The organism is Vibrio sp. 10N.286.51.C3, assembly GCF_003050065.1.
GTDB lineage: Bacteria > Pseudomonadota > Gammaproteobacteria > Enterobacterales > Vibrionaceae > Vibrio > Vibrio crassostreae.
The window spans coordinates 258,172-272,031 of record NZ_PIGC01000007.1 but is presented as its reverse complement, the minus strand read 5'-3'; the positions used below and the strand labels follow the sequence as shown (position 1 = coordinate 272,031).

11 protein-coding genes are annotated in these 13,860 nt (G+C 44.6%); 6 read left to right on the top strand and 5 right to left on the bottom strand.

Annotation, left to right across the window (positions count from 1 at the left end):
- Positions 1–87: 87 nt before the first annotated feature.
- Entirely contained in the window at positions 88–2,037 is a 1,950-nt protein-coding gene (gene sltY, locus CWO27_RS10220; protein ID WP_048662122.1) for a murein transglycosylase, read from the bottom strand.
- Positions 2,038–2,300: 263 nt separating this feature from the next.
- On the opposite strand from sltY, the gene ettA reads away from it, so the two are divergent.
- From ettA to CWO27_RS10205, 3 genes are all read left to right on the top strand, one after another.
- Positions 2,301–3,968 (top strand): energy-dependent translational throttle protein EttA, encoded by a 1,668-nt coding sequence (gene ettA / locus CWO27_RS10215; protein ID WP_017071393.1) that lies wholly within the window; start codon positions 2,301–2,303, stop codon positions 3,966–3,968.
- 90 nt (positions 3,969–4,058) lie between these two features.
- Complete coding sequence (locus CWO27_RS10210) at positions 4,059–4,427, top strand: PilZ domain-containing protein (RefSeq protein ID WP_048658078.1); 369 nt, start codon at positions 4,059–4,061, stop codon at positions 4,425–4,427.
- A 49-nt stretch (positions 4,428–4,476) separates the two neighbouring features.
- Positions 4,477–5,487 (top strand): M23 family metallopeptidase, encoded by a 1,011-nt coding sequence (locus CWO27_RS10205; protein ID WP_048669570.1) that lies wholly within the window; start codon positions 4,477–4,479, stop codon positions 5,485–5,487.
- A 142-nt stretch (positions 5,488–5,629) separates the two neighbouring features.
- On the opposite strand, the gene tyrA is transcribed toward CWO27_RS10205, so the two are convergent.
- The 3 genes from tyrA to nagZ form a co-directional block, all read right to left on the bottom strand.
- Positions 5,630–6,757, bottom strand: coding sequence for a bifunctional chorismate mutase/prephenate dehydrogenase (gene tyrA, locus CWO27_RS10200; RefSeq protein ID WP_017071391.1), 1,128 nt, complete (start codon positions 6,755–6,757; stop codon positions 5,630–5,632).
- Positions 6,758–6,858: 101 nt separating this feature from the next.
- Positions 6,859–7,932 carry a 3-deoxy-7-phosphoheptulonate synthase gene (locus tag CWO27_RS10195; RefSeq protein WP_017629783.1) on the bottom strand — a complete coding sequence of 358 codons (1,074 nt, stop codon included), beginning with the start codon at positions 7,930–7,932 and terminating at the stop codon, positions 6,859–6,861.
- 246 nt (positions 7,933–8,178) lie between these two features.
- A complete protein-coding gene (nagZ, locus tag CWO27_RS10190; protein ID WP_102432235.1) occupies positions 8,179–9,168 on the bottom strand; it encodes a beta-N-acetylhexosaminidase in 990 nt (329 codons plus the stop codon).
- 121 nt (positions 9,169–9,289) lie between these two features.
- On the opposite strand from nagZ, the gene CWO27_RS10185 reads away from it, so the two are divergent.
- Both CWO27_RS10185 and murQ read left to right on the top strand, forming a co-directional pair.
- Positions 9,290–10,405, top strand: coding sequence for an anhydro-N-acetylmuramic acid kinase (locus CWO27_RS10185; protein WP_102432236.1), 1,116 nt, complete (start codon positions 9,290–9,292; stop codon positions 10,403–10,405).
- 45 nt (positions 10,406–10,450) lie between these two features.
- Positions 10,451–11,371, top strand: coding sequence for an N-acetylmuramic acid 6-phosphate etherase (gene murQ / locus CWO27_RS10180; RefSeq protein WP_048658073.1), 921 nt, complete (start codon positions 10,451–10,453; stop codon positions 11,369–11,371).
- Between the two features lie 91 nt (positions 11,372–11,462).
- Here the strand turns inward: murQ and CWO27_RS10175 are convergent, their stop codons facing one another.
- A complete protein-coding gene (locus CWO27_RS10175) occupies positions 11,463–11,813 on the bottom strand; it encodes a DUF2799 domain-containing protein (protein ID WP_017098352.1) in 351 nt (116 codons plus the stop codon).
- Between the two features lie 332 nt (positions 11,814–12,145).
- On the opposite strand from CWO27_RS10175, the gene CWO27_RS10170 reads away from it, so the two are divergent.
- Entirely contained in the window at positions 12,146–13,636 is a 1,491-nt protein-coding gene (locus CWO27_RS10170; protein WP_048669573.1) for a carbon starvation CstA family protein, read from the top strand.
- Positions 13,637–13,860 lie beyond the last annotated feature (224 nt).

Here is a 13,860-nt window from a genome sequence, read left to right as displayed (position 1 = left end):
GCGATCCAATGTAAAAAGGCAGTAAGTGGAAATGGTTCGCACTCACTGCCTTTATTCTTACTCAGTTTCGGGCCAAATGCCGAAGCCTTAGTATTTCATTTTTGCTTCATGGGGAGCTAAAAATGTTCCTTTCTCACCCAAGATATCTCGATAGTAGGTCTCAAACATCAAGATATTCTGAACGTAGCCCCGAGTCTCTTTGAATGGGATCATTTCAATAAATGCAAAAGCATCGAGTTTTTCATCGCTGCGTGAACGCCACTGTTTAACACGGCTAGGACCTGCATTATAAGCGGCAAAAGCAAAGATACGGTTGTCATCATATTGAGCTAATAAGCCATCTAAGTAGTGGCTACCAATCTCAATGTTCTTGCCGACATCATAAAGATCATCGCTGCCCTGATACTTAATTTTATGTTTGTTAGCCGTGTATTGCGCCGTCTTCGGCATAATTTGCATGATTCCACGCGCGCCAACAGGGGAGCGAGCCTCTGAATCCATCGCACTCTCTTGTCTTGCTAAAGACATCAAGGTGATTGGGTCAATATCATGTTTTTCTGCATAGAAGTTAAACCACCACTTATGAGCAACAGGGAAACGTAATGCAATGTTGTCCCACATCTTCGCTGAGATACTCGCCGTCACGGTAAAGTGATTCCAACGTTGCGTCGCAGCATGAGCCGCAAGCATCGCTTTTTGGTCTTTGTCTACGTTGCTTAGTAACCAACTCCACTCACTCTTCGCTGCCGCAATTTTATCTCGGTCAATCAGCTCACCAATACGCACCAAAGAGGTGTCGAATGGCTTGACTGTTTCAGCATTGTATTTAAGTGTCGATGTTGGGTATTCGACAGACTTACCTAACTGCTTAGCCGCAGCTACACTGTAGAAATTACGCTGACCCAAGATATCTGACAATCGCTTATTTCCTTTGTCAGTATCGCCCGTCGCGATTTCAGCTCTGCCCTGCCAATATTGCCAACGAAGCGAAGCCTGATGCTTGTCATCCAAGCGCGCTATCCACTCTTTCAAACCCGTCCAATCGGCATGTTGAATCGCTAAGCGAGCACGTCGTTCGAGCAGAACTTGCTTTGATGAACTCGCGAGCATCTGGTCTCGCCACGCCATCAACTCTTCAGAATCGGTGTTAATCAAACGAAACGTTAGGTAATCAGCAAGCTCTTGAGACTTCTCTTTCGAGAACTTTTGAGCCTTGATGACGTCATCAAACACCTCTTGAGCGCTGCTTGATGACTTCCTTGCTAACTTCTCGAAAGCAAACTCGGTTTGCGCTTGGTAGAATTCATTTGCTGGGTGCTTGTTAGCAAATTCGAGCACGTTTTCAGGCTTGTTGTACAACGCCTTCATCTGCTTAGCTTGAGCAATTGAATCATCATGATCCAATTGCTTGATCAGGTAGCTCATCAGCTTGCCGTTACGGCCTTCAAACGCTAATAACATTCTATCTAGGATGAGTTCATCCGTTCTTAAACCGGCTTGATCCCAACTTTTAAATAAAGGGTCACAGGCATCATCAACACCACTGCCACTCAACCAAAGCTGTTTCGCCCCTTTAAAGGCGAGCTCTTTGTTACCTTGCTCGTAATGCGCTCGATAATAGATGCATTGATATTTTTCACCGACAGGCTCTTTAGTTTGAAATTCAAGGATGGTCTTCCACTGTTTTTGAGAAGCCAATGAATCCAGGTAAGGTGCGCGCATTCGATTAGAAAATGGCAGTGCCTTATTCTCTTCAATGAAAGCATCCACCTCAGCAGGTGTGCGATCACCTAAGCCAATCAGAAAGGCTCGATAATCGGTGTAAGGTGTTAAAGGGTATGTTTGAATTTTGTTGCGCAGCGCGGAGTAAGCTTTTAGATCACGGTTGTCTAAAACCTCTTGCGCTCTATCATAAACATCACGCTGCATTTCAAGCTCAGAGGCGTTGCTAGCCATAGCCATCGGAGCCAGTGAAAATGAAGACAAAATTGCTGATGCAGCCACAGCAATTTTCGTATTACCAATGCGGAAAAACATTCGCTCTTTCCTTAGTGCGTGTATGAATACGTGAAGTCTATTTACGCCCGACATCACATCAAATGTAAAGGATTTGAGTGTAAATACTATTAATATTTAACACTTCGCCTCAGAAGCTTATTAAATATAGTTTTAATGACCAATGTGACAATAATAGGTAAGGATTAGTTCAAGAATGGCTTTTCTGACCTAGGAGTAACATCTTTAGGGATATTGGTATAAAATAGCAGACAATTTTGAACAATAATTAGGATCGATCGGCAATGGCTGAATACGTATATACCATGTCTCGGGTGAGCAAAACTGTTCCACCTAAGCGTCAAATTCTTAAAGACATTTCTCTTAGCTTTTTTCCTGGCGCTAAAATCGGTGTTTTGGGTTTAAATGGTTCAGGTAAATCTACCCTACTACGTATCATGGCTGGTATTGATACTGATATTGATGGTGAAGCTCGTGCACAGCAAGGCCTTAAAGTAGGTTACCTACCGCAAGAACCTGTACTAGACGAATCAAAAACCGTTCGTGAGATCGTAGAAGAAGCGGTTTCTGACGTTGCTGACGCACTTAAGCGTATAGATGCAGTCTACGCAGCTTACGCAGAACCGGATGCAGACTTCGATGCACTAGCAAAAGAGCAAGGCGAACTAGAAGCACTGATTCAAGCAAAAGACGGCCACAACCTAGAAACAGCTCTAGAGCGTGCTGCTGACGCACTTCGTCTTCCTGAGTGGGATGCGAAAATTGAATTCCTATCAGGTGGTGAGCGTCGTCGTGTTGCTATCTGTCGTCTACTTCTTGAAAAGCCAGACATGCTGCTTCTTGATGAACCAACCAACCACTTGGATGCCGAATCAGTAGCATGGCTTGAGCACTTCCTAGTCGATTACAGCGGTACTGTTGTGGCGATTACCCACGACCGTTACTTCCTAGACAACGCTGCAGGCTGGATTCTAGAACTTGACCGTGGTGAAGGTATCCCATGGGAAGGTAACTACACGTCTTGGCTAGAGCAAAAAGACGAGCGTCTTAAGCAAGAAAAAGCGGGCGAAAGCGCACGTCAAAAGACAATCGAGAAAGAACTTGAATGGGTTCGTCAAAACCCTAAAGGCCGTCAAGCTAAGTCTAAAGCTCGTATGGCTCGTTTTGAAGAACTGACTACTGGCCAATACCAAAAGCGTAACGAAACCAACGAACTGTTCATCCCGCCAGGTGAGCGTTTAGGTGACAAAGTTCTTGAAGTGAACAACCTGACTAAGTCGTTTGGTGACCGCGTTCTTATCGACGACCTATCGTTCAGCATGCCTAAGGGCGCTATCGTCGGTATCGTTGGTGCCAACGGTGCAGGTAAATCAACACTATTCAAGATGCTAAGCGGTGCAGAACAACCAGATTCAGGTTCAGTTGTATTAGGTGAGACTGTTAAGCTTGCTTCTGTTGATCAGTTCCGTGACAGCATGGACGACACTAAGACAGTATTCCAAGAGATCTCTGAAGGCGCTGATATCATTAAGATCAACAACTTCGAAATCCCTGCGCGTGCTTACTGTTCTCGTTTCAACTTTAAAGGCAACGACCAACAGAAGATCATCGGTGAGCTTTCTGGTGGTGAACGTAACCGTGTTCACTTAGCTAAACTGCTAAAAGCGGGCGGTAACGTACTGTTACTCGATGAACCGACCAACGACCTTGACGTTGAAACGCTACGTGCTCTTGAAGAAGCACTGCTTGAATTCCCTGGCTGTGCAATGGTTATCTCGCATGACCGTTGGTTCCTTGACCGTATTGCGACCCATATCTTAGACTACCGTGATGAAGGTCAAGTTAACTTCTACGAAGGTAACTATACTGAGTACACTGAGTGGCTTAAGCAGACTCTGGGCGCTCAAGCGGCAGAACCGCACCGCATCAAGTACAAGCGTATCGCTAAGTAAATAAGCTTGTATTTTGAACAAAGGCCGCGATAATAGCGGCCTTTGATATATCTGGCTTACGTGTTATGCATCGATATAGAGAGATCACTTATGGTTGAAAGACGTCAATTTTCACGAGTTATTTATCAAGTCCCGACTGAGATCTCACAAGGGCAAGTAAATGTATCAGGCTCAGTGCAAGACTTATCACTCCATGGTTTACTCATTCAATGCAATGAATCAAAACAACTTAGCCATGATATCCCTGTTCAAGTGAGCTTTAAGCTCGAAAGCAGTGATATCAATATTCAGTTAGAAGCAACGATAGTCTCTACCATCAATACCTCAATGCGTTTACGCATAGAGCATTTAGATATTGATAGTATTAGCCACCTTAAGCGCCTTGTGGAGCTTAACGTTGGTGACGATGAACTGCTTTATAGAGAGATTGAACACCTTACCGATTTAGGTAGAGAGTGATATCTCCATTACCCTTTTTCTATTAGAAGCATTTAGTTAATACAGAACCATGTCTAAAAAAATTTCCATCACTATTCCCTCTAGTCAGGGGGAACAGACGTTTTACTTCGGCCGAAAAGCCGTGCTCATGTGCACCACTGCCATTTTTTCAGTACCGTTACTGATTAGCGGAGCGGCGTACATGCACTTCGAGAGTAAACAAGAACTCGCGATGCAAGCAGGTGACGCACAAGAGTTGATTGAAACTCTGATTGTTGAAAAAGAGCAAACTGAGTTTCTTTATGCTGAGCAAGTAGAAACCAACCATTCGCTATCGCAAACACTGACTGAGAAAGAAGGCACGATTCAACTGCTTGGTAAGCGTGTATTCGATGTGGAATCAGTACTTGGTCTTGCTGATGAAGAGCTGCTTACCGATGATGCATCTTTAGAAGATCGTATTGATGCGGCTGCAGTCGATTCAGCAGTAAGAGCCACGATGTTCCGTTTGATTCCAAACGACAGCCCGATGGCTTATCAACGTATCTCTTCTTCTTATGGTAGCCGCACTAACCCTATTTCAGGTAAACGCCACGTACATACTGGTATCGATCTAACGTGTAAGCGTGGTGAAGATATTGTGGCGCCCGCAGATGGAGTCATTGAAACAGTACGCCCAAGTAAAAAAGGCTTCGGCAACTTTATCACTATGCGTCACTCGTTTGGTTTCATGAGTTCTTATGCGCACCTACAGAAGTTCAAGGTACGTAGCGGTCAGTTTGTAAGTAAAGGCGATGTCATTGCGAGCTGTGGTAATTCAGGTAACTCAACCGGCCCACACTTGCATTATGAAGTACGCTTCCTTGGCCGTTCGTTGAACCCTCAATACTTGATGGATTGGACACCGGAAAACTTCAACTACGTATTCGAAAAAGAGAAAAAGGTTAAGTGGGGCCCACTGGTTCAGCTGATTGATAATGTGGTTCGTTTGCAGATCAACCTGACTAACGTGCCTTACATTAGCTCAACCATCGACACCGTATCGAGTGAAGATAGTAAGAAACCTATTACGACTAACTAGACACAGCTAACTAGAACCTGTTGATTTGGCCTATGATGATCTAATTGCATTTAGCCTACAGTAGGCCAAATGCTTTCATAGCGTTCAACACAAACAAAAAGAGCGACCATCAGGTCGCTCTTTTTTATGATTTCAAATCGTATTAACCACGATGAATCGAGTCATGTGCTTGTTTTAGAAGACTTTGGCTCTCTTGCAAAAATTGTTGTGAGTAGTCACCAAACCAATCACTCACTTGGTTGAAGCTCTCAACAAACTTGGCTTTATCTTTGCCATCTAGGATTTCTAACGCCTCTCCGAAACAGCTATGGAAGCGTCGAATCATTTCAATGTTCTCATCTGAAGAGAGAATGATGTCACCGTACAGGTTCGGGTCTTGAGCAAACAAACGACCAACCATCGCAATCTCAAGTCGGTAGATTGGCGAGCTTAGCTTCAGAAGTTGATCAATGTTCGGGTTCTCTTTACTCAGGTGCAAGCCGTAAGCAAAAGAGGTGAAGTGACGAAGTGCTTGAATCAAGGTCATACCGTGATCGTGTTCAGCTGCATCCATCTGACATAGGCTCGCACCCCAGATACCAAATTGATTCAGTAGCCATTGGTAGCTTTCAGAACCACGACCATCACTGTAGACAATCACCTGCTTAGCAAGGCTAGGAACATCAGGACCAAACATTGGGTGCAATCCAACCACTGGGCCTTGGTGCATGTCCATCATTGCTTGTAGCGGTTTTGACTTAATCGATGTTAAATCACAAAGAATACAATCGCTTGGTAGGTTACCTAGTTTTGCAATCACACCTTCCGTTAGGTGAATTGGAACCGTAACAACAACAAGGCCAGCATTATCTAAGATTTCGTCGGCCTTATCCCAATCTTGGCTGCCGAGGATTTTCACTTCGTAGCCAGACAGTTTGAACATACGACCAAACAAGCCACCAAGTTGACCATTACCACCAACGATAACCACTGAACGTAACTCTGGGTTTAGACACTTAAAACCAGAATCTTTCTCACTGGCATAAGACTCACGCATAGTACGACGCAAAATATCTTCGATTAGCTGTGGTGGAACCCCTATTTTCTCGGCTTCTTGACGACGAGATGCCAGCATTGCAGCCTCACGCTCTGGTACATAAATAGGTAAACCATGTTCACTTTTTACTTCACCGACTTTCTCTACTAGAGCCAATCGCTGAGCAAGTAAATCCAACATTTGTTTATCGACAGCATCGATTTGGTCGCGTAATTCGTTCAGTTCAACGGCCATTTTATTCCTTACTAATCTATAAGCCCCTACTAACGCTGAGTTCGCTAGTAACAGATCTTAAAATGCCCCATTAGATGAGGCACTTAAATTTAAAACTCTGACTAACCTTTCAAACGGTTCTCTAAGAACGGGACTAATTCCGTATGTGCATGCTTCAATAGTGCCTCAGTTGAATCCCAATTGATACACGCGTCGGTAATAGATACGCCGTATTTCATCTCATTGAGAGGTATATCCGAAGATTGGTTTCCTTCGTTAATATGGCTTTCAATCATAAGGCCGATAATCGACTTGTTGCCTTCACGAATTTGGTGAATCACATCTTCTGCAACTAGAGGTTGGCGGCGGAAATCTTTGCGAGAGTTCGCGTGGCTACAGTCGACCATTAGCGCAGCCTCTAAGCCAGATTTACCCAGCTCTTGCTCACATTCGTGTACCGATACTGAATCGTAGTTCGTCTGCTTACCGCCACGTAAAATCACGTGACCGTTTGGGTTACCTTGCGTTGTTAGTAGTGCAACTTGACCTTCGCGACTAATACCCATGAAACGGTGGCTAGAAGAAGCCGCCTGCATTGCATTGATTGCTGTACCTAAGTTGCCATCGGTGCCGTTTTTAAAACCGATTGGCATTGAAAGACCACTTGCCATCTCACGGTGAGTTTGCGATTCAGTAGTACGAGCGCCAATCGCCGCCCAACTGAAGGTATCTGCTAGGTATTGCGGGCTGATTGGATCTAGTGCTTCTGTTGCGAGTGGAATTTCCATCTCAGCAAGTTCAACCAGCAGCTCACGACCAACATGCAGACCGTGCTCAATATCGAAAGTGCCATCTAGATGAGGGTCATTAATCAAACCTTTCCAACCAACAGTAGTACGAGGCTTTTCAAAGTAAACACGCATTACAATATACAGTTGATCGCTCAGTTCTTCAGAAAGTGCTTTTAGGCGTTTCGCATACTCTTTCGCAGCTTCAATGTCATGGATAGAACATGGACCACATACAACAAGCATACGATGATCTTTCTTATGAATGATGTTTGCGATAGTTTGACGAGACTCTTGAATGAAACGACGAGCATTATCACTCAAAGGCAGTTTTGCTTTTAACTCCTCAGGAGTAATCAGTACCTGTTCGTCGATGATATTGACATTGCTTAATTCACTTTTCTGCATAACTCAACCTGTATATTTATTTTTACACCCAACATTTCCATTTGGGCTAACAATCTTTAAAAACACAATAACAGCTACAAAAACGATTGCAAGTGTAAACAATAAAAAACATTTAATGTAAATATAAATTTACATCCCATCTTTAGCTCGTTCTGAGGCACAAATAGGCCTTAACCACACCAAGCACATACAAAAAAGGCGATATCTTTAATATCGCCTTCTTAAAACTTATAGAGTGTTTATTTATCACCCAGCGTTTAACATCCGCTTAATTTGCTCTGAGGCCTCTTTCCATCGGCTATCCGAGTGAAGCGTCGGTAAATCAAAGCTGTGCTTTTTAAACAATGAGTTGGCTAAAGGCACTTCTTGAATCGCTAAGTGATCAAGAGCCTCAATTTGTGCATCTCGTTTATTACACATCAACACCATGTCACACCCCGCATTCAAGGCCGCTTTCGCTCTGTCGGCTGGTCCGCCCATAATAGCAGCACCTTCCATGGTTAAGTCGTCCGAGAATATTAGGCCTTTAAAGCCAAGTTTTTGTCTCAATACTTTCTGTAGCCAATACTGAGAGCCACTTGCTGGTTGATCATCATAATGAGAGAACACCACATGTGCAGGCATCATGGCATCCAATATTCCGGCTTCAATTTGCGCCTTGAAGATTGCCATGTCGGTTTCAAAGATGTCGTCTCTAGGGTCATATGGCGTCTCTAAGTGTGAGTCAGCAATTACGCCACCGTGTCCAGGGAAGTGTTTTCCTGTTGTCGCCATGCCAACCGACTTCATGCCTTTGATGAACGCGCTGCTATGACGAACGATGGTCTCAATATCTTCACCAAACGCTCGGCTACCAATTGCTTTACAGTCGTGGCCTTTATCTAATACTGGCGCAAAGCTCAGGTCGATATCATGGGCAATCAATTCCGCCGCCATCAGCCAACCCGCTTGTTCTGCTAACTGTTCGCCATTATTCTTAGTCGCGAATTCTTGAGCTGCTGGGATAATTGAAAAGCCATCACGGAAACGCTGTACTCGTCCGCCTTCTTGGTCAACGCCGATTAAAATAGGACGTTTTGCAACTTTGCGAATCTCTTTATTTAACGCCGATAACTGTTTGCTATCGTGGTAGTTTCGAGCAAATAAGATGAGACCACCAACAGTTGGGTGCTCCAAAATCTCTCTGTCTTCAGCTGTCAGCTCGTAGCCTGCAACATCAACCCACAACGGTCCCATATTTATCCCTTATTAAACCTAATTTCATAAACTTCCCGAGATTATTCTCTTTAAATTTGCTTTACAATGTTTTTAAACCAATCTGTGGAAGACTTTAGGAATGCAGTGCAAGAGCTTAGGAATGGATCATAAAGAACTGTATATCGGCGTGATGTCGGGGACGAGTATGGACGGCGTTGATACTGCTTTAGTTTCGATTGAAGATACGCGTATCACATTACTCGCTCATGATGAGTTCCCAATGCCTGATGATCTCAAAGCGCGTCTGCTTGAGGTGTGTATTGGTCAGAAAACGGATTTGATTGCTATTGGCGAACTCGACCACCAGCTTGGCCATCTATTTGCTGATGCGGTTCTGCAACTTCTCGACAAGTCAGACACACCTGCATCTTCTGTGACTGCGATTGGTAATCATGGCCAAACGGTGTTTCATCAGCCAACAGGCGAATCTCCATTTACCATGCAGCTGGGTGATGCCAACATCATTGCCGCTAAAACACAGATTCAAACCGTCGCTGATTTTAGACGTAAAGACATGGCATTAGGCGGACAAGGTGCACCGTTAGTCCCCGCCTTCCACCACACTATTTTTCACCCGCAAGACAGCTCAGTTGTAGTGTTGAATATTGGTGGTATCTCGAATATTTCAGTACTGCGCCCGAATCAGCCAACGCTTGGTTATGATACTGGCCCGGGCAATATGTTGATGGACGCTTGGGTTGATAAACATACGGGTAAGAAGTTTGACCGTGATGCGCAATTCGCACTTAAAGGCCAACTTAATCAAGCTTTACTCGAACAGCTGTTGAATGAATCTTATCTATCTCAATTACCACCCAAAAGTACCGGTAGAGAGTTGTTTAACCTACCGTGGCTAGAACAACAGCTTACAGAATTTAAAGACCTTGCAGCAGAAGATGTGCAACGCACGCTTTGTGAATACACGGCATTGACGATAGCCAATGAAGTGGAAACTTATCGCTTGGGTAACCAACCTGCACTCTATGTGTGTGGTGGCGGTACGAGAAACCCATTGTTGATGAAAAGGTTGGCTGAATTGCTTCCGAGTTGGGAAGTGGAATCGACCACCAGTAAAGGCGTTGATGCCGATTATATGGAAGCTATGGCCTTTGCGTGGCTTGCCCAACGCCATGTTCATCAACTGCCAAGCAATTTACCAGAAGTGACTGGCGCAAGTAGAGCTGCCTCTCTAGGCGTTCTCTATCGTGCTGACTAAACCATTTTAGAACCATCATTTTAGAATCACCATTTAAGGATCATTATGAGTAACGACGCTCTCATATCAGCGCTCTCGCACCTCGTTTCGGAGGGGAGAAACCCTGATACTATGGATATTGATCTGCTCACCTCTCTCGAAGTGGTTGAAAAGATTAACCAACAAGACAAACAAGTCCCACTGGCGATTGAAGCGGAACTGCCGCAGATCGCGAAAGCGGTTGATAAAATTGCTCATGCCTTTCAAAACGGTGGTCGACTGATTTATATGGGCGCAGGCACCAGTGGTCGATTAGGTGTGTTGGACGCATCAGAATGCCCACCGACTTTCGGTGTTTCAGACAAAATGGTTATCGGCCTAATTGCAGGTGGACCAGAGGCGATTTTAAAAGCCAAAGAAGGCGCAGAAGACTCGCTGACTCTCGGTATTGAAGATCTGAAAGCGATTCAATTTTCAGAAAATGATGTCGTGGTGGGTATAGCTGCCAGTGGTCGCACACCTTACGTGATTGGTGCACTCAACTATGCCAATCAGCTTGGCGCGGTGACCGTTGCATTGTCTTGTAACCCTGATTCTCCAATTGCTGAAATCGCTCAAATCGCAATTAGCCCGGTGGTTGGCCCAGAAGCATTGACTGGTTCAACACGACTCAAATCAGGTACAGCACAAAAGCTGGTGCTTAATATGCTAACGACTGCCAGCATGATTCGTATCGGTAAGAGCTACCAAAATCTGATGGTCGACGTAAAAGCGACCAATGAAAAGTTGGTTGCCCGCGCTGCTCGTATCGTTATCCAAGCAACTGAATGCGACAAAGCGCTGGCAGTCTCGACACTTAAAACGACTGATTACGATGTGAAGTTGTCTATTTTGATGATTCTAACCGGGCTAGATTTAGAATTGGCCAAGGCTCAGCTTGATAAGCAAAATGGTTTCTTGAGAAAAGCAGTCGAGAATAATCAGTAATCTGCTTCTGTTACTCTCACTACAAACAAAAAGACCAGTACACATGCGGTACTGGTCTTTTTAGTTTTAATTTTTTATCGCTAGCTTGGGCTTAATAGTCGTTTGAGAACTCATCCCAGCCACGTTGCCATTCCATGCGGAAACGTTGAGCGTCTTCCGTACCAGAGCACACGCCTTCATACACCTGACCAGATAAACCAATCTGATAAGCATGGTTCGGATTACAATATTCAGTCACACCTAGATGGTAACCTTCTGTGTAACTCGCTTGATCGACTGCGCCAAGCTCAGTCATCTCTGAATACGAACGCTGAGTGTGACCTTTGATGCCATCACGATAGCCAATCTCTTGCCAATTGCCCTCAGCGGCTAAATCTTGAACATTGGCGCTGCATCCTGCAAGGCTAAATGCCACGGCGAATAGTGCGATTATTTTTTTCATTTCAGTCCTTTATATTTACCTAGCCACTTCCTGACGAAGCGTTACCTTTATGGTGATTCTCCGCTGAACACTGGCTGATGTCCACTTATGTCTGTTATCTGCCACTGATATCTATTGGTTACCGCTTAAAGCTGATAAATCACCACTTGCCAGAAGCAAGAGCCTTCTCAACACGAATAACCAACCGCTCTACAAACGTAGCAAACCACTCAATCAGTTATAACACCACTTAATTGACTATTCGACCACTCACTCTCATAGCGGAAGTTTCTTTTCATACTCTTCTTTAATATACACCCTGACTTAATTAATACATTCAGGGATAACAAATTATGATGTGGTTTCTTACCTGTGTTGCAGCACTCATTGGTGGCTACTTTATTTACGGTGCCTTTATCGAGAAGATTTTCGGTATCAATGAAAAGCGTCAAACACCCGCTCACACTAAGCAAGATGGCGTGGACTACGTTCCAATGTCGACACCAAAGGTTTACCTAGTTCAACTGCTTAACATTGCAGGTGTAGGTCCAATCTTCGGACCTATCATGGGTGCCCTTTACGGCCCAGCAGCGATGCTTTGGATCGTGCTAGGTTGTATCTTCGCAGGTGCAGTACACGACTACTTCTCAGGTATGTTATCTATCCGTAATGGTGGTGCTTCGGTTCCAACCATCACTGGACGTTACCTAGGCAATGGCGCAAAACACTTTATGAACATCTTTGCCATTGTTCTACTGCTTCTTGTTGGTGTGGTATTTGTTTCTGCTCCTGCAGGCATGATCACTAACCTAGTGAACGACCAAACTGATTTCGCGATGTCTGCAACAACCATGGTTGTTATCATCTTTGCTTACTACATCATCGCAACGATTGTCCCTGTCGATAAAATCATTGGTCGTTTCTACCCACTGTTCGGTGCACTACTTATCTTCATGTCTGTTGGCCTAATCACTGCGATTGGTCTATCTGACGAGCACCAAATCATGGGTGGCTTCGAGATGAAAGACATGTTCACCAACATGAACCCGAATGACCTACCACTTTGGCCTGCTCTATTCATCACTATCGCTTGTGGTGCAATCTCTGGCTTCCACGCAACTCAGTCACCACTGATGGCGCGTTGTATGGAAAACGAGAAGAACGGTCGCTTCGTATTCTATGGTGCAATGATTGGTGAAGGCATCATCGCTCTAATCTGGTGTGCACTTGCTCTTTCATTCTTCGGTTCAGTTGAGTCTCTATCAGACGCAATTGCAAACGGCGGCCCAGGTAACGTGGTATACAGCGCTTCATTTGGTCTACTGGGTGTATTCGGCGGTATCCTTGCTTTCCTTGGCGTGGTTATCCTACCAATCACTTCTGGTGACACAGCATTCCGTTCAAGCCGTCTTATCCTTGCTGAATACTTCAACATGGAACAGAAAACACTGCGTAACCGCCTACTGATGGCTCTGCCACTGTTCGTTATCGGTGGCATCTTGACTCAAGTTGATTTCGGTATCATCTGGCGCTACTTCGGTTTTGCTAACCAATCAACAGCTGTAATGATGTTATGGACAGCTTCGGCTTACCTACTTCGTCACAATAAACTGCACTGGGTAACTACGGTTCCAGCTGTGTTCATGACATCTGTATGTATCACATTCATCCTGAACAACAGCCAACTAGGCTTCGGTCTACCAATGCAAATCTCGACCATCATTGGTGTGGTGAGTGCACTTGGTATTGCGGCTTACGTTATCAAGATATCAAAAGGCAAAGGTGATATCGACCTTGCTGATGAAGAAGAGAAAGAAGCAAAAGGCGTAACCAAAACTGCCTAGTTCTTTCAGACTTTGAATAAAAGAGACACGTCTTCATTGAGAGACAAAACAACAGCCAAACACACTTCGCTTGCTCCCGTAATCACCCAGTGATTCGTGGAAATTAAGACTAAAGCCCGTCCTCTGTGATGGGCTTTACTGTATCTCAGCATTGAGAAGCAATCGTCACTCGATATAACCAACGAAAACACAAGCAAAGCTACCGTTACCACGCAATGAGCTTT

Coding starts and splice junctions, on each gene's coding strand:
- sltY (WP_048662122.1), bottom strand. CDS start 2,037: ATGTTTTTCCGCATTGGTAATACGAAAATTGCTGTGGCTGCATCAGCA.
- ettA (WP_017071393.1), top strand. CDS start 2,301: ATGGCTGAATACGTATATACCATGTCTCGGGTGAGCAAAACTGTTCCA.
- CWO27_RS10210 (WP_048658078.1), top strand. CDS start 4,059: ATGGTTGAAAGACGTCAATTTTCACGAGTTATTTATCAAGTCCCGACT.
- CWO27_RS10205 (WP_048669570.1), top strand. CDS start 4,477: ATGTCTAAAAAAATTTCCATCACTATTCCCTCTAGTCAGGGGGAACAG.
- tyrA (WP_017071391.1), bottom strand. CDS start 6,757: ATGGCCGTTGAACTGAACGAATTACGCGACCAAATCGATGCTGTCGAT.
- CWO27_RS10195 (WP_017629783.1), bottom strand. CDS start 7,932: ATGCAGAAAAGTGAATTAAGCAATGTCAATATCATCGACGAACAGGTA.
- nagZ (WP_102432235.1), bottom strand. CDS start 9,168: ATGGGACCGTTGTGGGTTGATGTTGCAGGCTACGAGCTGACAGCTGAA.
- CWO27_RS10185 (WP_102432236.1), top strand. CDS start 9,290: ATGGATCATAAAGAACTGTATATCGGCGTGATGTCGGGGACGAGTATG.
- murQ (WP_048658073.1), top strand. CDS start 10,451: ATGAGTAACGACGCTCTCATATCAGCGCTCTCGCACCTCGTTTCGGAG.
- CWO27_RS10175 (WP_017098352.1), bottom strand. CDS start 11,813: ATGAAAAAAATAATCGCACTATTCGCCGTGGCATTTAGCCTTGCAGGA.
- CWO27_RS10170 (WP_048669573.1), top strand. CDS start 12,146: ATGATGTGGTTTCTTACCTGTGTTGCAGCACTCATTGGTGGCTACTTT.